Raw genomic sequence first — 17,954 nt, forward strand, 5'->3', positions numbered from 1 at the left:
AGATACGAGATACGAGATACGAGATACGAGATACGAGATACGAGATACGAGATATAACGATAGTTGGGGGAGTTTAAAAAGGTTTTTGGGTTAAAACAAAAGGAAGAAAAAAAATATCGTGGTATAGCCGGGGGGACTATACCACGGGTGCCAATGACACCTTCGCTTGCTGCCGGAGTGATATGGCAAGCCACATCACCTCTGGAATAAAATTAAAGAGAAAGAGTTTCTCTTCGATGGAGTAACTATACGGGTAGCGACTTGTTTTGCTTATAAAATTAACGACAGATGACTGTAAGAAAACCGACATTGTTATAAGCTGTTGATTATTAGTGTTTTATTGTTTTCTGGTTGACGCGTGCTAGTGAGGTAGTCCCCACTAATTGTTGAAAGTGACGTTTTTGACGTAAACGTTTTTAACGAAATTTACGAGAGTGTATTTTCGAAAACATTGATTTCACACAATAGAATTGTGGGTATGTGCGTGTATTATGTCGGTAATAACAATCTTTCTCATTATCAATCTCGAACTGGGTACTTATGAAACTCTCACAACTAGAGCAAGGAAAAGCGGCTTCTATTGTTGCACTTACAGGTTTAACACCAGACGTTAGAAAAAAACTAATGGTTATGGGCATGTTGCCAAAAACCGAGGTGACACTTATCCGTCGTGCACCTATGGGTGATCCGCTTCAAGTTGAAGTGAGAGGTGTTTCTATAGCCATTCGTGAAAGCATTGCAGAACAAATCGAGGTTATCTAAATGGATTATCAAGTTCTTACTGTTGGTAACCCTAATAGTGGTAAAACAACATTATTTAACGCATTAACTGGCGCAAAACAGCACGTTGGTAACTGGGTTGGTGTGACCGTAGAAAAGAAAACCGGTTTATATTCGCACGCTGGTGATCAATTTCAGTTAACGGATTTACCAGGCATTTATGCACTAGACAGTGGCAATGATGCAAACAGTATCGATGAGTCTATTGCATCACGCGCCGTGCTTACTCACCCAGCGGACGTCATCATCAATGTTGTTGATGCTAGCTGTTTGGAAAGAAGCTTATACATGACATTACAATTGCGAGAGTTGGGTCGCCCAATGATCGTTGTATTGAACAAAATGGATGTATTAAAGCGTGAGCGTCAGGTGATTAATCTTAAGGCTCTAGAAAAAGAGCTAGGTTGCCCGGTTCTAAGCTTGTCAGCAAACGATAAAGGACAAGTGGTTCGTTTTAAAGAGCGTTTGCATAAGCTTCTGGTTCAAGGTGTGAGTCTTGATCCTATCTCTATTGATTACGATGTCGCGTTAGAAGCTCTTATTCCTTCTGTTGAGTCACAATTTGATGATGCTGACGTATCTCACCGAGCGCTAGCGATTCGTGCTTTAGAAAATGATTACTTGGTATTGAATGGTTTGGCCCCACAAACTCGCACTCAAATTGATAGTGTGCGTCTTGGTGCCGATTTCGATATTGATCTTGCTGTTGCTGACGCTAAATACACTTTCTTACATGAACTTTGTAAACGAGTTCGTCGCAGCGAAGGCAAACTGAGCCGTAATTTCACAGAGAAAGCCGATCAATTCATCTTGAATAAATGGGTTGGGATTCCTTTCTTTTTCGTCATCATGTACCTAATGTTTATGTTCTCTATCAATATCGGTAGCGCGTTTATCGACTTCTTCGATATTGGTGTTGGCGCAATATTAGTTGATGGCGGACATCACTTATTAGATGGTCACTTACCGGTTTGGCTAGTCACCGTTCTTGCTGATGGTATTGGTGGTGGTATCCAAACGGTTGCGACCTTTATTCCGGTTATTGCCGCGCTTTACTTATTCTTAGCGGTACTAGAAAGTTCAGGCTACATGGCCCGCGCTGCATTTGTACTGGATAAAGTGATGCAGAAGATTGGCTTACCAGGCAAAGCATTTGTACCACTTGTTCTGGGTTTTGGCTGTAACGTACCTTCTATCATGGCAACTCGTACTCTTGACCAAGAGCGCGAACGTAAACTCGCCGCATCAATGGCACCGTTTATGTCATGTGGTGCTCGTCTACCTGTATACGCACTGTTTGCTGCTGCATTCTTTCCTGGTGCTGGACAAAACGTTGTGTTCGCTCTGTACATCATGGGTATTCTGGCTTCTGTGTTTACAGGCTTGTTCCTTAAAAATACTATCTATCCTGGTAGCAGCGATAGCTTGGTTATGGAAATGCCGGATTACGAATTGCCGACCGTGCAAAACGTGATGCTGAAAACTTGGCAGAAGCTGAAACGTTTCGTGCTTGGCGCAGGTAAAACCATTGTAATGGTTGTGGCAATTCTGAGTTTCTTGAATTCATTAGGTATGGACGGCAGTTTTGGTAACGAAGACAGTGAAAGTTCTGTGCTATCTAAAGCGGCTCAAGTTGTAACTCCAGTGTTCCAACCGATTGGTATTACTGAAGAGAACTGGCCTGCAACGGTTGGTATCATTACCGGTATTTTTGCGAAAGAAGCCGTGGTTGGTACGCTAAATAGCTTATACACTACACCTTCTGATGAAGAAGCGGCTGAGTTTGATCTAGCGGCAAGTTTAGAAGAAGCCGTAATGACCATTCCTGAAAACCTTGCTGGTTTGAGCTATTCAGATCCATTAGGAATTGAAGTTGGTGACTTGTCTGACTCTAGTTCTGTGGCTGCTGATCAAGAGGTTGATACTTCGATCTTTGGTAACTTGAAAGATAAGTTTGTATCAGGCCACGCTGCGTTTGCTTACTTAATCCTAATCTTGCTTTACACACCTTGTGTGGCAGCGATGGGTGCTTATGTTCGTGAATTTGGTCAGACGTTTGCCCGCTTCATCGCAGTTTGGACAATGGCACTTGGTTACTTCGGTGCGACCTTCTATTACCAAGCAGCAAACTTCGCTGTACACCCAGTAAGTAGTGCTGTGTGGATGGTGGCAATTGCTGGTGGTTTTGTGGTGACGTATCGCATCTTCAAGAAAATCGGCAGTAAGCAAAAAGCACTTGAGGTGCAAGTAGTATGATTTTAACTGAACTTCATCAATACATTGATAACGAAGGTGTTGCTGCTCGTAGTGAGCTTGCATCTAAGTTTGGGGTAAGTGAAGACGGTATCGATGCTATGCTGGGAGTGTGGGTCAAGAAAGGCAAGATATCTCGCTTGGTCGACACCAATAAGCATGGCCATACAACACGTATTCGCTACACCATCAGCAAACAAGATGGTTTGTCACTGAATGTGATGATGTAGTTCAGGTCTCATACTCTCGTTGAAAGCGACGAGATTAGACAATAAAAAAGCCGCTCACCTATTTTAGGTGAGCGGCTTTTTGTTATGTGTCTTATCTGAACTGTCTTGTTTTAAAGCTCAATGAGACCAACTCAAATTACGCCTTCTTGAAGATAGAACTCAGCGACAAAACGTTTTGGATACGAGTATGGATTGCAGCTTGTTCTTCTTCCGTACGCTGCTCACCTTTAGTGTTTCCCCATACTGGTCCTGGCCATGCGATGTCATTTTTGAAACGCGCAATATGGTGAATGTGCAGTTGTGGCACCATGTTACCTAGCGCGCCTAGGTTTAATTTGTCTGGTTGGAATGTCGCTTCTAATGCTTGGCTTACCGCTTGAGACTCAAGCAAGAACTGCTGTTGTTCTTTCATTGGTAGATGGTGCAACTCTTTTAGGTTGGCGCGTTTGGGTACCAAGATAACCCAAGGCACTGCACTGTCTTTGCTTAGCAGCGCCAAGCTTAGTGGAAATTCGCCAATAAGCGTGGTGTCTTTTGCTAACTGTGGGTGAAGTTCAAAGCTCATTATTATTATCCATTTCGATTTCTTGAAGTCATACCAATAACAGTAAGTAAATGATCAGAAATAGCGCAGGAAAAAGGTTTGAGAACAAGGCAGATTCTTTTGATAAGTAGTTACTCTACAATCAAAAATTCTAACGCAGTTATCGAGCGTTTTAACCAGCTAGGATGATTAGTTATTTACTACGATTGGTATCAGTATACGTTAGATAAAACAAAAGGTTGATGCTCTCACATCAACCTTTGTATTTATTCATTGTAACCCGAAGGGGATTACATACGCTCTAGAGTTTCGATACCTAGAAGCGACAGACCTTGCTTGATAGTCTTAGCTGTCAGTGCAGCAAGCTTCAGGCGGCTCTGTTTAACGGTTTCATCTTCAGCCACAAGGATAGGGCATGCTTCGTAGAAGCTAGAGAATTGACCAGCAAGTTCGAACAGGTAGCTACACATGATGTGTGGTTGACCTTCACGAGCAACAGACTGTACCGCTTCTTCAAATTGTAGAAGTTTCGCGATAAGGGCTTTCTCTTTCTCTTCAGTGATTTTGATTTCACCTTCTAGAGAGTCCATAGAAATGCCTGCTTTAGCAAAGATTGAAGCGACACGAGTGTATGCGTACTGCATGTACGGTGCTGTGTTGCCTTCAAATGCCAGCATGTTTTCCCAGTCGAACACGTAATCAGTGGTACGGTGCTTAGAAAGGTCTGCGTATTTAACTGCTGCCATTGCTACTGTGTTCGCAATGGTTTTCTTCTCGTCTTCTGCTAGCTCAGGGTTTTTAGATTCAATCAGCTGAGTTGCACGTACTTCTGCTTCGTCCAGAAGGTCAGCAAGACGCACTGTACCGCCAGCACGAGTTTTAAATGGCTTACCATCTTTACCTAGCATCATGCCGAACGCGTGGTGCTCAAGAGATACAGACTCAGGAACATAACCCGCTTTACGAACGATAGTCCAAGCTTGCATTAGGTGTTGGTGCTGACGAGAGTCGATGAAGTAAAGTACGCGATCTGCGCCCAGTTCTTCAAAACGATATTTAGCACAGGCAATATCGGTGGTGGTGTATAGGAAGCCACCGTCACGTTTTTGCACGATAACGCCCATAGGGTCGCCATCTTTGTTTTTGTATTCGTCTAGGAATACAACTTGTGCGCCGTCAGACTCTTTTGCTAGACCTTGTGTTTGTAGGTCAGAAACGATGTTTGAAAGCATATGGTTGTACATACTTTCACCCATCACATCATCACGTGTTAGTGATACGTTCAGGCGATCGTAGTTACGTTGGTTTTGAACCATGGTTACGTCAACAAGCTTTTTCCACATTTCAGCACAGTATGCGTCGCCACCTTGCAGTTTCACTACGTAGCCACGAGCTTTCACAGCGAATTCTTCGTCTTCGTCGTAAAGCTTTTTAGATTCACGGTAGAACTGCTCAAGATCTGACAGTTCCATTGAAACTTCACCAGTTTCAGCTTGGATGCGCTCAAGGTTTGCGATAAGCATACCGAATTGAGTACCCCAGTCACCAATGTGGTTAGCACGGATAACTTTGTGACCTAAGAACTCAAGTGTACGAACAACAGCATCACCGATGATCGTTGAACGTAAGTGGCCTACGTGCATTTCTTTTGCAACGTTTGGAGCTGAGTAGTCAGCAACAATCGTTTGTGCTTCTGCGGCTGAAACACCAAGGCGAGAGTCAGCAAGCGCTGCGTCTGCTTGTTGTGCCAGGAACGTTTCATCTAGGAAGATGTTTAGGAAACCTGGACCTGCGATTTCAACTTTAGAAGCGATACCGTCTAGGTTTAGAACGTCCAATACTTTTTGAGCAAATTCTCGAGGGTTAGTGCCTAGTCGTTTAGCAACACCCATAATGCCGTTTGCTTGGTAGTCACCAAATTGTGGTTTTGCAGATTGACGGACAGCCGCAGGAGAGCCTGCAGGTGCGCCAGCGGCTTCTAGAGCCTGAGATACTTTGTCATTAATCAGTGCTTGGATATTCACACGCGTTTCCTTCAATTCAAGGATGAATAAGAGTAGCCGTTATTTCGTGGGCATTAAATTTGGCTAATTATGCTTCTAGTTAACGATTTAATGCTGAAATGAACAACAGACTCTGTTTAAGTTCACAAAAATGGCGTTAATTATACCAATTTTGTGGGCTTTCTTATAGGTCGAATTGATAGAAAATTAACATTTCCTGAGGGGTTTTTGACAATCAACTTTGACCAAGCCAAGTTTGTCTATTTAGGAAAGTAAGACACGGTACTTTTGGAGTGTTTTTTGTAACAGCAGCGCTTGTTGCTGGAAGTAAAACTGATACCATGTTGCCATTATTTGGAGAACATAGACAATGACGATGAGCCTGAAGCAAGCTGAACTAGAACCACAACAAATGATTGCACGCCTTGATACGTTTATGACGAAAATTGAGAACCTCGGAAATGTGCTGGGTTTGGATTTAAGCTTTGCTCAAGCGGATCACATTGCATTAAGAATCAATGAAACTGAGCTTGCGAAATCAGCACATCAAGCATGGTCTGAATACGGCTCTACGATTTCAGAAGCGATGATCAATGGTCGTCCCATTGTGGTGTTGGCTTTCGATAAACCATTGCAAAGTCTTGGTTGGAAGATTGAATGTTTAGAGCTGCCTTACCCAGCTGAAGGCAAGATTTACCCGAGCCAAGATTGGGAGCATGTAGAGTTTGTGATTCCTTCTCACGCACAAACGGCCGATGAGTATCTAGCAGACCTTAAAGAGACTTACCCGCAGTTCGCTGCTAAGTTTGAAAATTTGGCAGATCAAGGCATTAAGATAAAACTCTCTAGCCCGAAAGGTGAGGGGGAACGTTTGAATAATCCAACGGTTGCATTCAAGCATCAAGGGATTTGCATTAAGCTGCATCCACACTCTTTGAAGAAGATTGTTGAGTCAGAACAGGCCTAATTTGATTGGATAGTTGCTGGGAATAGATTCCTGAACTCACCAAGGCTCGTCGGAATGACGGGCTGTTTGATGGTGTTTGCCGGAGTCTACCTTTAGATGCTGACAGTCTGAGTGTTCGAGGGCGCATGTTAGAGCCTATAGTTATAAGATTCATCACCGAGTTCGTCATTCCCGTAGTCGGAAATCTCATAAATCTATTCAGATCATCAGATACAAAAAACGCGCAATGGATTAACCCTATTGCGCGTTTTTTATTGGTTTTTAACTGGAAGTCTTACCGGAAATCGATATCCGACTTACAGAATCACGGTCTTGTTACCGTAAACAAACACGTGATCATTGATCACTTTGTTTAAAGCCTTGCTCAACACGTTCTTCTCTACGTCACGACCCGCTTGAGCCATGTCTTTTGCGCTGAAGTTGTGATCCACTGGGATAACATCTTGCTTGATGATTGGACCTTCATCGAGATCGTTTGTCACAAAGTGCGCCGTTGCACCAATGATCTTCACACCACGTTCGTAAGCTTGTTGGTATGGCTTAGCACCAATGAATGCTGGCAAGAAACTGTGGTGAATGTTGATGATTTTGTGGTTGTACTTCTCAACAAACCCCGGCGTCAGCACTCGCATGTATTTAGCAAGCACTAGATAGTCCGCCTCATACTGGTCAATCACTTCCAACATCTTCTTCTCATGTTCTTCACGGTTTAATCCTTCGTGAGAAACATGGTGGTAAGGGATATCAAAACGCTCGGTTAGGCTTTGCAGTGTATCGTAGTTACCAACTACTGCCGCAATATCAACATCTAAACTGCCATCGAAGTTCTTCATCAGAATATCGCCAAGGCAGTGTGCTTCTTTAGTTACCAGAATCACAACACGCTTACGAGATGAATCAACCAGCTTACGTTTTGTGTTTTCTGGCAGGGCTTGGTCTAAATCGGCGAGTAAGGTTTCGTCATTGAAGTAGCCCTCTAGCTCTGTGCGCATAAAGAAGTGGCCACTTGTGTTATCAACGAACTCATTATTGTGAATAATATTGAGTTGGTGCTTATAACAAATGTTGGTGATCTTTGAGATGAGGCCTGGGGCGTCAGTACAATGTGTTAATAAAGTTTTTCTTTCCATTTGCATCTTACTTCCATGAATGTTGCACTTGTTATATGAAATCGGGATTCTTCAAAATTTAATGCAGGCCGTCGAACGGTGAACTGAGCCGCAGTATCACCGTTATAATTAATCTATTATTAAGTTGGTTTCAACAAATTCTGCTGCTCATTTATCGCATCGATAAATTGTTTTATATAGAAATATCAGTTTTTCGATAGAAAAAAAGGCAGAAGCTTCATTTTTCAAGTTTTGACCGTAGTACGCATTTGAACTTCAACCGAGGCATTGACGCTTTGGCCAAAAATAGAGGTGATACTTATGGATAAAGAGTTACTAGCAAAAAAACTGTACTGCAAACGAGTGAATTCATTAGCGGGAAGTACAGAGTTAGATGGTAATGTTCTAGATGAAATGTGGGAAAGTAAAACCTCACCAACCGATGCAGTGAAAGCCATGCAGCCTTGCGATAATCATTTTGAAGGCGCCCCTTGGTTGTCGCGTTATCTCAGCCGAAAATAATAACGATTCCTTGATTTTTATTTCTTCAATTCTTACCTCCTAGGTAGCTTAACCCAAACCAAACACCTCCGGTGCGAAGTCATTCTTGATTCGCGCCGGCTCACTAAACCTGCCATAATTCGCCTTCTATTTTTCTAAACTTCGTACTCTATGATATCTAAAACGTTTTCTGCTGATGGTGCTTTGGGTAAAGCGATCCCTGGGTTCCAACCTCGACAAGCTCAGCTAGACATGGCTGAAGCGGTTTCACAGACTATTGAACAACAGAACCAATTGGTCGTTGAAGCGGGAACGGGAACAGGTAAGACGTTTGCTTATCTAGTGCCAGCACTGCTGAGTGGTAAGAAAACGATCATCAGTACGGGGTCTAAAAACCTTCAAGAACAGCTGTTTCACCGAGATTTACCATTGATGGTCGATGCGCTTGGTTTTTATGGTCAGGTTGCGTTACTCAAAGGCCGTTCAAACTATTTGTGCTTGGACAGGCTCAGTCGTCAAATGATCGAGAGCCATGGCACTCACACCGATCCAACGCTGTTAGCTCAGTTGGTGAAAGTGCGCAGTTGGTCGTCAGCGACTCAAACTGGCGATTTAGGTGACTGTGATGATATTGCTGAAGATAGCCCGGTCATTCCAACCATTACCTCGACTAACGACAACTGCTTAGGCAAAGAGTGCCCAAGCTACACCGATTGCTTTGTGCTGAAGGCGCGTAAAAAAGCGATGGATTCTGATGTTGTTGTAGTGAACCACCACTTGTTTCTCGCGGGTTTAGCGATCAAAGAAACCGGGTTTGGTGAGCTGATACCTGAAGCCGATGTGTTTATCTTCGATGAAGCGCACCAACTTCCCGAGATCGCTAGCCAATACTTCGGACAATCGGTTTCCAGCCGACAGATCCAAGAGCTAGCCAAGGACATTGAAATTGCTTACCGAACTGAAGCCAAAGACATGCGCCAACTGCAGAAAGTAGGGGATAGGCTCGTTCAATCGTCAGCCGATCTACGCATTGTGCTTGGCGATACGGGCTTTCGCGGTAACTGGCGTGAAGCATTGAAGTCAGAGTCGATTGCGAGAGAGTTAGTTCGCTTACAAGATGCGTTGCAATTGGCCGTTGATGTATTGAAATTAGCATTGGGTCGAAGCCAGTTGTTAGACACGGCTTTCGAGCGTGCAACCATGATTAAGTCGCGTATCGAACGTGTATGTGACGTGTCGATTACTGGTTATTCGTATTGGTATGACACCACGCCACGACACTTTGCTTTGCACATCACGCCACTCTCAGTCGCCGACAAATTCCATGAGCAGATTGAGCTAAAACCGGGTGCTTGGGTGTTTACCTCTGCAACTTTGGCGGTGTCGGACGATTTCGATCATTTTACTTCTCGATTAGGACTAAAGCCGTCGGCACAGTTTTCACTACCGAGCCCGTTTGATTACCCAAATCAGGCGCGTTTGTGTGTGCCTCGCTATCTACCAGAGCCGAATAGCCCGGGCTTAGCGGACAAGCTAGTAAGAATGCTGACCCCTGTGATTGAGCAAAACCAAGGTCGCTGTTTCTTTTTATGTACCTCACACAGCATGATGAAAGAATTGGGTGAACGGTTCCGCGAAACGCTCTCGGTTCCCGTTCTGCTGCAAGGTGAGACAAGTAAGCAAAAAACCTTAGCAGAATTCATGGAATTAGGTAATGCATTGCTGGTGGCCACTGGTGCTTTCTGGGAAGGTATAGATGTTAGGGGCGATGCATTAAGCTGTGTTATCATCGACAAATTGCCCTTTACAGCCCCTGATGACCCTTTGCTTAAGGCTCGAATTGAAGACTGTAAGTTGAAAGGGGGTGATCCTTTTGCACAAGTACAGTTACCAGACGCAGTGATTACCTTGAAACAAGGTGTTGGCCGATTAATACGTGATAAACGTGACAATGGCGCTTTAATTATTTGCGATAACCGCTTGGTGACCCGCGATTACGGTGGTGTGTTTTTGGCGAGTTTACCGCCTATCCCACGTACCCGTGACTTAGGGATCATTAAAGAATTCTTAGCTAAAGACCATTCAACCGCTGCTGAGTAATTGGCATTGTTGAGCTTAGCCATTATTTTAGATTAGATAACGAATATTTGAGACACAAATGAGCGCGAAAATTCTTGCAGTAGATACCGCAACTGAAAACTGTTCAGTTGCACTAGTAATTGGTGACCAGGTGTTCGCACGTAGCGAAGAGGCACCTCGAGACCATACGAAAAAAATTCTACCTATGGTTGATGAAGTACTGAAAGAAGCGAATATTGCTTTAACCGATATCGACGCGATCGCGTTTGGCCAAGGCCCGGGCAGTTTCACGGGTGTACGTATTGGCATTGGTATTGCTCAAGGCTTAGCTTTTGGTGCTGATTTGCCGATGATCGGTGTGTCTACACTGGCAGCGATGGCGCAAGGCAGCTACCGTAAATTTGGCGAAACTCATGTTGCAACAGCAATTGATGCTCGCATGAGTGAAGTTTACTGGGCTCGTTACAGCCGTGAAGATGATGGTCGTTGGACTGCGGTCGATGCGGAATGTGTAACGCCTCCAAGCGAATTGGCTGAACAGCTTGAAGCGGACTCCAACACATGGGCAAAAGTAGGCACAGGTTGGGAAGCATATGCAGAGCACATGGACACACTAGCGATCAACACCAAAGTGTGTGAAGTGCTATTCCCAGAAGCTCAAGACATGGCGTTCCTTGCTCAATTTGCTTATGCTGAAGGCAAAGCGGTTGCAGCTGAAGAGTCTGAGCCGGTTTACCTACGTGATAAAGTGACTTGGAAAAAACTGCCTGGTCGCGAGTAAATACGTATTACTTTGGCTCTGCAGTTTATTTTGTAGAGCCGTTATTAAAATTAGATACACAATCATTAAAGTCAGGTAATAAACTCTTTAAGCATGGTTTCAATCAACGGCTTACCTCCTTCTTCGATAGGCAATACATCTAAAACCAATCGAACCAACAAAAAGAATGAGGTAAAAAAAGGCGATGCAAAGACCTCTGTTGGTCAGCCAACTAAGGTTGCGAATGCTGTCTCGCATTCTATTCGCCAGGTCAAAGAGTCTGAGATTCACAAGGCTCAGATTCAATATGATCTTCCAGAGGGGCGCGGACGACGTGCGATGGAGGAGTATATGGATGTGATGAATCAAGCTAAAAAAGAGGAACTTGCAAAGCTAATTGGGATCGATATTTATATCTAGCTTTGTGTTTTCATTTATCCTGCTCTAAGGAGCTGCATTATGTATTCTCTCATATCTAAATCTCGCTTATTTTTCCTTGTCGCTTTCTCTACGATGGTGATGGGGTGCTCCTCTTTACCTAAAGAACTTAATGCAAACTCAGAACAGGTGGTAACTGACTACCAAGAGTGGGTAAACACACTACCGGATGCCGGTGATGTTCGTTTGGGTGGCGTGATTGCTAAAGTCACTAATCTGAAAGATAAAACGCGTGTTGAAGTGGTGAACTTACCTATCTCTAGTAGTGGTAAGCCTGATATTGATGCCGAACCAAAAGGACGTTTTGTTGGTTACATTGACGGCTATGTTGAACCATTGAGCTTTGCTGAGGGTCGTTTAGTTACTTTAGTTGGCACATCAAATAGCACTGAAGACGGTATGGTTGGTGAATACCCTTACACTTTCCCAGTCATGAATGTCTACAATCAACGTTTATGGCAGATCACTGAAAGAGTGGTTATTAATGACTTTGCGCCAACTTACTACTCTTGCCGCAGTTTACATTGTCGCAGTTTTCAAACCATGCCTAAGTCAGGGCGTGTGATTCAAGATGTGCAATAGTCGAACCTTAACTCGACATACCCAATGACAGGGACACCATACTATCAATGATTGAACAGTCATATTCCCTTGCGAGCGGGACACTTGCAACACAACAGATTGGCAACCCACAAACGACCGTAACGACGGTCGTTTTTATTCATGGCTGGCTAGACAATTCCGCAAGTTTTACTCAGGTCATGCAGCAAGTCTCTAAGCTTTCTCCAGATACTCACTTGGTTGCGATCGATCTTTTTGGGCACGGTTTCTCGTCGCATAAGTCGGGGAGTTACTACCCATTTCACGACTATATTGATGATTTACACCAGCTAGTGACCAAATTATCGCCAAACAGACTGGTGCTGGTAGGACATTCACTTGGTGCATTGATAGCAAGTTGCTATAGTGCCGCCTTTCCTGAAAATGTGTCAGGATTAATTCAAATTGAAGGTCACGGACCTCTTTCTGAAGCTCCCCACGAAACAGTCTCTCGCTTGAGGGATGGGGTACTTAGTCGTCTTCGACAGCGAAGAAAGCCTTCACGTCCTCTGGCAAGTCTTGAGGATGCTATTAAGCTGAGAGCTCACGCCAACCAAATTAATGCTGAATTAATCGCTCCTATTGTTGAGCGAGGTATTGTCGAGTTTGAGAACTCTTGGCAATGGCGATGCGACCCTAATCTAAAATGTGACTCGTTATATCGAATGTCACAGGCGCACGCTGAAGCGATTATGGCGGCTATTGAATGTCCTCAATTAATAATCCTAGGGAATGATGGATACCGACATTTGCAGCATAATCGCTACAAATCAGCGCATAGTCCTCTGAATATAGAGACGATTCCTGGCGGACATCATTGTCATTTAGAGAGCCCAGAGCTAGTTTCAGAGCTAATTCTTGGTGTAGTTAACAAAATTTAAACAAGTGTTTGAGCCTTTTAGTGCTCATGCACTAAAGCTGTGCTGTAATACCGCAATGATAAAAAGCGGCGAAGCAGTCGTCAGCTGATAAACGAGGAGTAACATCGTGGATAAACCTTGGCTTTCACGTTATCCAAGTGACGTACCAGAAACGATCAACCCAGATCAGTACCAATCTCTCATTGAAATGTTTGAACAGTCGGTACAGAAGTTCGCCGACCAACCTGCATTCGAGAACATGGGATCGATTATGACATTCCGTAAGCTTGAAGAGCGCAGTCGTGCTTTTGCTGCTTACTTGCAGAATGATCTAAAACTGAAGAAAGGCGATCGTGTCGCGCTGATGATGCCAAACTTGCTGCAATACCCAATTGCACTGTTTGGTGTACTGCGTGCAGGTATGATTGCTGTGAACGTCAACCCACTGTACACGCCTCGCGAACTTGAACACCAACTGAATGACTCTGGCGCAAAGGCGATTGTTATCGTTTCTAACTTTGCGAGCACACTAGAGAAAGTCGTTGATAAAACTCCGGTTAAACACGTTGTACTCACTAGCCTTGGGCAAATGTTGCCACGAGCGAAAGGTACGATTGTCGACTTCGTAGTGAAATACGTAAAAGGTATGGTGCCTAAGTACGATCTACCGGGTGCCATTTCATTCAGAAAGGCACTTTACAAAGGCCGTCGTCTTCAATATGTGAAGCCGTTTATGGCGGGTGATGACATCGCATTCCTACAGTACACAGGTGGTACAACGGGTGTAGCGAAGGGCGCAATTCTAACGCACCGCAATATGATTGCGAACGTACTTCAAGCTAAAGGGGCATACAGCCCTGTGCTACAAGAAGGCCGTGAATTGGTGGTAACGGCATTGCCGCTTTACCATGTATTTGCATTGACAGTGAACTGCTTACTGTTTGTTGAGATGGGTGGTCGTAACCTTTTGATTACTAACCCTCGTGACATTCCTGGCTTTATTAAAGAACTACAAAAAGTTCCGTTTACCGCGATTACTGGCGTAAACACCTTGTTCAATGCGCTAGTGAATAACGAAGATTTCCACGAGTTGGATTTCAGTAACATGCGTCTGTCTGTTGGCGGTGGTATGGCGGTTCAGCGCGCTGTTGCTGAGCAATGGAAGAAAGCGACAGGTGTCCACCTACTTGAAGGCTATGGTTTAACTGAATGTGCTCCTTTGGTCACAGGTAACCCATACGATCTGAAAGACTACACAGGTGCAATCGGCCTACCAGTACCATCAACAGAAGTTCGTATTGTTGATGATGAAGGTAAAGTGGTGGGCAATGACCAAGTGGGTGAATTGCAGGTCCGTGGTCCTCAAGTGATGCAAGGTTACTGGCAGCGTCCAGAAGCGACCAAAGAAGTGATCGATCAAGACGGTTGGCTATCGACAGGTGACATCGTTAAGTTTGATGACGAAGGCTTGTTGTACATCGTTGACCGTAAGAAAGACATGATTCTAGTGTCGGGCTTCAACGTTTACCCGAACGAGATTGAAGATGTAGTGGCTCTACACGGCAAAGTGTTAGAAGTTGCGGCTATCGGTCAACCTCATGAAGTGTCAGGTGAGTTGGTTAAGATTTACGTTGTGAAACGTGACCCGAGCCTAACCAAAGAAGACATTATCGCGCACTGTCGTGAACACCTAACAGGTTACAAGATCCCTAAATTGATTGAGTTCCGTGAAGAACTACCAAAAACCAATGTAGGTAAGATCTTACGCCGAGTGCTTCGTGAAGAGAACGATGCTGAGCTTGCTAAACGCGCAAGCGAGTAACGAGCTCATTTACGAGAAGATGATGCACCATAAGCCATAGCAGCGCTTAATCTAAGCGAGCGCTGAAAAATGGTGTTAGAATGCCGACAGTTAATGTCGGCATTTTTGTATCCGGCGATCAAAGTAAAATCAGTGAGAGTTTTTGTGGATTATCAAATCATTACCCAAGTGAAAGACCTTGAGCGAGTTTGCCAACAAGCACGTGAAGCCGATGTTGTTATGCTTGATACAGAGTTCGTTCGTACAAGAACCTATTACCCTCAATTAGGCTTAATTCAGTTATTTGATGGTGAAACGCTGTCACTGATTGATCCTATTGCTCTTGATGAAATGACCCCGTTTGTTGGGTTATTGAAAGACACTTCAGTACTGAAAGTTTTGCACGCGTGTGGCGAAGATCTAGAAGTGTTCCAGAACGCATTTGGCTGTACGCCAACGCCAATGGTTGATACGCAGATCATGGCAGCCTTCTTAGGTCATGGTCTTTCAACTGGCTTTGCAGCTCTCGTTTCAGAGTTTGTAGGCGTTGACCTAGATAAGAGTGAATCTCGCACCGACTGGCTAGCGCGTCCGCTTTCTCAAAAGCAACTCGACTACGCAGCAGCAGACGTTCACTACTTGATGCCAATGTACAACAAGCTTCTAGAAAAAGTGATGGAAGCGGGCTGGTGGGAAGCGGCGCAGCAAGAGTCTGATTTACAAGTGGCTAAGCGCATCCGTAAAGCAAACCCAGATAACGCTTACCTTGATATTAAAGGCGCGTGGCAGCTAAAGCCTCAGCAGCTAGCTATTTTAAGACCGCTAGCAACTTGGCGTTTAAAAGAAGCGATTAAGCGTGACTTAGCGCTGAACTTTGTCTTCAAAGAACAAGACCTATGGGCAGTTGCGCGTTTCGCGATGAAAGATCCTAAACATATGGAGCAAGAAGGTTTTGATTACCGCTCTGTACGTCGCCATGGCGCTAAAATCAGTTCAATCGTTAAGTTAGCTGAGCATACGCCAGAAGAAGAATACCCTGCGCCAGTAGAACGTCTAATGGACTACCCAGGTTACAAGCAACTCTTCAAAGTGTTGAAAGATGAAGTGAAAACAGCATCGCAACACAGTGGTTTAGCGACTGAGTTTTTGGCGTCGAAGAAGCAACTTAACCAAGTGTTAAGCTGGATATGGAAGCACGATCGTAATCCTGAAAAGCTGCCAGATGTTATGCAAGGTTGGCGTTTAGATGTGGTTGGCGAGAAGCTAAATAAAGCGATCAAATAACCAACGACTGCAATGACATTTCGATGATTCAAAGAAAAGCGACCTAATTAAGGTCGCTTTTTTATTTGGTAAAATTTAGCTAGCTACTCGGCACTTAAGCCATTCTTTGCGTCGGCTTCCAGCGTGCTAGTTCCGGATCAAGCTTGATACCTTGTGAGGTCAGCAGGTTAACACGAGCTAAGTACGCAGCACCGTGCATCAGATGCTTAGCAAGATCAACGGCATTACGCTGTTGGTAATCATCTAGATAGCTGTCTTTCGCCCAGGCGTTGAATGCGCCAAGTGCCGGGCCAGCCCATACTTGGTAATCCATTTCACGACCTTGTTCACCGGTGTTTGACCAACGGCTAGAAAGCCCTAAGTACCAACGGAAGATCAACGCCATCTTACGCTTTGGGTTGCCTTCAGCACGTTCAATCTGTTTAGGGTCACGCTCGTTAAAGTGCGCCACAGTTCCCGCCCAAATGTCATCCAGTGTTGAACGGAATACCTGCTTCTCTAGCTTTTGGCGCTCTTCAACTGGAATCGCTTCAATTGAGTCGTAGCGAGTGTAAAGTTCATACAACTTGTTCGCACGCATTGGGAATAAAGTGCCGCGCTTAACCACTTGCAGTTTCACGCCCATTTCGAACATGTCTGCTGCCGGAGCCATAGTCACGTCAGCCATTTCAGTTGTCGAAAGCAGCTTACGTGTGTGTTCGCTCGCGCCAGCCTCAACACACGCTTGGTTGATTGAACCGGTAACAATGTAAGCAGCACCCATGTTAAACGTCGCTAGAGCGGCGTCAGGCGTGCCTACGCCACCACCACAACCGACACGTAGCGGAGTTTTGAATTGGTACTGTGCTTGGGTTTGTTCTTTCAGTGCAAGAATCGTTGGCAGCAGGGTAACCAGTGGACGGTTATCGGTATGACCACCAGAATCGGCTTCTGCGGTAATGTCATCAGCCATAGGAACCAGCTGTGCCAGTTCCATCTGTTCTGCTGTGATTCGACCTTCATCAACCAAAGCTTGCAGCATTTTAACTGGAGCTGGTTGCATGAACTTACTTGCAACTTCAGTACGGCTTACCTTAGCAATAACCTTGTTGCCAATCTGAATCTCACCTTGTGCATCGCGGCTAAGGCCCGCGGCACGGTAGTGAACGATCTGCGGTGTTAGGCCTAAGAAGGCAGAAGCCTCAACCGTTTTCACTTTGTGTTTCAAAAATAGCTCTACACTGCCGCGCTCTAGAGCGGGTTCGCTTGGGCTGTGAATCAGGTTAAACGCATAAGGACCGTTTGGCAGTGCTGCTTGAATACGGTTGATCGCTTGCTCAACGCGAAACGGGATTAAGCCCGCCGCGCCAAATGAACAAAGAATGCCAGCTTGGCCAAGCGCAATCACTAACTCTTCAGATGAAATGCCGTTTGCCATTGCGCCCGCATAGTAAGCGTATTTCACGCCGTGACAGCGACGAAAATCTTCGTCGCCTAGGCTTTGTGTACCAAGTGCAGGAGCAAAGGCGCTAACAGGTTGGCTGTTCGCTGAGCTTGCTGAATCGCCCGATGCAATCTCTGCTTGTTGGCTAACACCTAACCCTTTTTCTGGGTGGTTCACGACGTAACAAGCAAGGCTTAAGTCTTTCAATATTGTCGACATTGCTGCGTTATCAAAGCGAGTTGTGCTCTCTTCGATCTGCCAAGGCCACGGAGATAGCTTTTCGTTATTGATTGTAGTTTGAGTTGTCATACTAAATTCTTTC

Annotated in this window: 16 protein-coding genes; 12 read left to right on the forward strand and 4 right to left on the reverse strand. The window is 44.8% G+C overall.

Features of this window, described 5'->3' with window-relative positions:
• Positions 1-540 precede the first annotated feature (540 nt).
• The 3 genes from AB6D80_RS06480 to AB6D80_RS06490 are packed head-to-tail and all read left to right on the forward strand — an operon-like array spanning position 541 to position 3,263.
• Positions 541-762 (forward strand): FeoA family protein, encoded by a 222-nt coding sequence (locus tag AB6D80_RS06480; protein ID WP_004734203.1) that lies wholly within the window; start codon positions 541-543, stop codon positions 760-762.
• Positions 763-3,036 carry a Fe(2+) transporter permease subunit FeoB gene (feoB, locus tag AB6D80_RS06485; RefSeq protein ID WP_372188073.1) on the forward strand — a complete coding sequence of 758 codons (2,274 nt, stop codon included), beginning with the start codon at positions 763-765 and terminating at the stop codon, positions 3,034-3,036. It abuts the gene before it with no gap.
• Positions 3,033-3,263 (forward strand): FeoC-like transcriptional regulator, encoded by a 231-nt coding sequence (locus AB6D80_RS06490; RefSeq protein WP_009847310.1) that lies wholly within the window; start codon positions 3,033-3,035, stop codon positions 3,261-3,263. Before feoB ends, AB6D80_RS06490 begins: the two co-directional genes overlap by 4 nt.
• Positions 3,264-3,399: 136 nt before the next feature.
• Here AB6D80_RS06490 and AB6D80_RS06495 read toward each other — a convergent pair whose 3' ends face one another.
• On the reverse strand, positions 3,400-3,828 hold the full coding sequence (locus tag AB6D80_RS06495) for an HIT domain-containing protein (RefSeq protein WP_009847309.1): 429 nt from the start codon (positions 3,826-3,828) through the stop codon (positions 3,400-3,402).
• A 269-nt stretch (positions 3,829-4,097) separates the two neighbouring features.
• A complete protein-coding gene (argS, locus tag AB6D80_RS06500) occupies positions 4,098-5,831 on the reverse strand; it encodes an arginine--tRNA ligase (protein WP_009847308.1) in 1,734 nt (577 codons plus the stop codon).
• Between the two features lie 349 nt (positions 5,832-6,180).
• Between argS and AB6D80_RS06505 the strand changes: the two genes are divergently transcribed.
• On the forward strand, positions 6,181-6,777 hold the full coding sequence (locus tag AB6D80_RS06505) for a VOC family protein (protein WP_009847307.1): 597 nt from the start codon (positions 6,181-6,183) through the stop codon (positions 6,775-6,777).
• A 296-nt stretch (positions 6,778-7,073) separates the two neighbouring features.
• Here AB6D80_RS06505 and purU read toward each other — a convergent pair whose 3' ends face one another.
• Positions 7,074-7,907 carry a formyltetrahydrofolate deformylase gene (purU, locus tag AB6D80_RS06510; protein WP_012604522.1) on the reverse strand — a complete coding sequence of 278 codons (834 nt, stop codon included), beginning with the start codon at positions 7,905-7,907 and terminating at the stop codon, positions 7,074-7,076.
• A gap of 300 nt (positions 7,908-8,207) precedes the next feature.
• Between purU and AB6D80_RS06515 the strand changes: the two genes are divergently transcribed.
• The 8 genes from AB6D80_RS06515 to rnd all read left to right on the forward strand — a co-directional run bounded on the left by AB6D80_RS06515 (position 8,208) and on the right by rnd (position 16,209).
• Positions 8,208-8,408, forward strand: coding sequence for a hypothetical protein (locus AB6D80_RS06515; RefSeq protein ID WP_009847305.1), 201 nt, complete (start codon positions 8,208-8,210; stop codon positions 8,406-8,408).
• 150 nt (positions 8,409-8,558) lie between these two features.
• Positions 8,559-10,487, forward strand: coding sequence for an ATP-dependent DNA helicase (locus AB6D80_RS06520; RefSeq protein WP_372188076.1), 1,929 nt, complete (start codon positions 8,559-8,561; stop codon positions 10,485-10,487).
• Between the two features lie 58 nt (positions 10,488-10,545).
• Complete coding sequence (gene tsaB / locus AB6D80_RS06525) at positions 10,546-11,247, forward strand: tRNA (adenosine(37)-N6)-threonylcarbamoyltransferase complex dimerization subunit type 1 TsaB (protein ID WP_009847303.1); 702 nt, start codon at positions 10,546-10,548, stop codon at positions 11,245-11,247.
• A 93-nt stretch (positions 11,248-11,340) separates the two neighbouring features.
• Positions 11,341-11,646, forward strand: coding sequence for a chromosome partitioning protein ParA (locus tag AB6D80_RS06530; protein ID WP_372188077.1), 306 nt, complete (start codon positions 11,341-11,343; stop codon positions 11,644-11,646).
• A gap of 39 nt (positions 11,647-11,685) precedes the next feature.
• On the forward strand, positions 11,686-12,246 hold the full coding sequence (locus AB6D80_RS06535; protein WP_009847301.1) for a Slp family lipoprotein: 561 nt from the start codon (positions 11,686-11,688) through the stop codon (positions 12,244-12,246).
• A 47-nt stretch (positions 12,247-12,293) separates the two neighbouring features.
• Entirely contained in the window at positions 12,294-13,145 is an 852-nt protein-coding gene (locus tag AB6D80_RS06540) for an alpha/beta fold hydrolase (RefSeq protein WP_009847300.1), read from the forward strand.
• A 106-nt stretch (positions 13,146-13,251) separates the two neighbouring features.
• Positions 13,252-14,946: a long-chain-fatty-acid--CoA ligase FadD gene (gene fadD / locus AB6D80_RS06545; RefSeq protein ID WP_009847299.1), complete on the forward strand. Its 1,695-nt coding sequence runs from the start codon at positions 13,252-13,254 to the stop codon at positions 14,944-14,946.
• Positions 14,947-15,090: 144 nt separating this feature from the next.
• On the forward strand, positions 15,091-16,209 hold the full coding sequence (rnd, locus tag AB6D80_RS06550; protein WP_069591626.1) for a ribonuclease D: 1,119 nt from the start codon (positions 15,091-15,093) through the stop codon (positions 16,207-16,209).
• Positions 16,210-16,303: 94 nt separating this feature from the next.
• Here the strand turns inward: rnd and pfaD are convergent, their stop codons facing one another.
• On the reverse strand, positions 16,304-17,941 hold the full coding sequence (gene pfaD, locus AB6D80_RS06555) for an eicosapentaenoate synthase subunit PfaD (protein WP_372188079.1): 1,638 nt from the start codon (positions 17,939-17,941) through the stop codon (positions 16,304-16,306).
• Positions 17,942-17,954 lie beyond the last annotated feature (13 nt).

This window comes from Vibrio sp. 10N.247.310.17, assembly GCF_041466605.1.
Lineage (GTDB): Bacteria > Pseudomonadota > Gammaproteobacteria > Enterobacterales > Vibrionaceae > Vibrio > Vibrio tasmaniensis_A.

Bases quoted from the DNA above. Each gene is read 5' to 3' on its own strand.
- purU (WP_012604522.1), bottom strand. From the start codon at position 7,907: ATGGAAAGAAAAACTTTATTAACACATTGTACTGACGCCCCAGGCCTC.
- AB6D80_RS06535 (WP_009847301.1), top strand. From the start codon at position 11,686: ATGTATTCTCTCATATCTAAATCTCGCTTATTTTTCCTTGTCGCTTTC.
- feoB (WP_372188073.1), top strand. From the start codon at position 763: ATGGATTATCAAGTTCTTACTGTTGGTAACCCTAATAGTGGTAAAACA.
- AB6D80_RS06495 (WP_009847309.1), bottom strand. From the start codon at position 3,828: ATGAGCTTTGAACTTCACCCACAGTTAGCAAAAGACACCACGCTTATT.
- AB6D80_RS06490 (WP_009847310.1), top strand. From the start codon at position 3,033: ATGATTTTAACTGAACTTCATCAATACATTGATAACGAAGGTGTTGCT.
- tsaB (WP_009847303.1), top strand. From the start codon at position 10,546: ATGAGCGCGAAAATTCTTGCAGTAGATACCGCAACTGAAAACTGTTCA.
- AB6D80_RS06540 (WP_009847300.1), top strand. From the start codon at position 12,294: ATGATTGAACAGTCATATTCCCTTGCGAGCGGGACACTTGCAACACAA.
- AB6D80_RS06505 (WP_009847307.1), top strand. From the start codon at position 6,181: ATGACGATGAGCCTGAAGCAAGCTGAACTAGAACCACAACAAATGATT.
- pfaD (WP_372188079.1), bottom strand. From the start codon at position 17,941: ATGACAACTCAAACTACAATCAATAACGAAAAGCTATCTCCGTGGCCT.
- AB6D80_RS06520 (WP_372188076.1), top strand. From the start codon at position 8,559: ATGATATCTAAAACGTTTTCTGCTGATGGTGCTTTGGGTAAAGCGATC.
- AB6D80_RS06530 (WP_372188077.1), top strand. From the start codon at position 11,341: ATGGTTTCAATCAACGGCTTACCTCCTTCTTCGATAGGCAATACATCT.
- AB6D80_RS06515 (WP_009847305.1), top strand. From the start codon at position 8,208: ATGGATAAAGAGTTACTAGCAAAAAAACTGTACTGCAAACGAGTGAAT.
- AB6D80_RS06480 (WP_004734203.1), top strand. From the start codon at position 541: ATGAAACTCTCACAACTAGAGCAAGGAAAAGCGGCTTCTATTGTTGCA.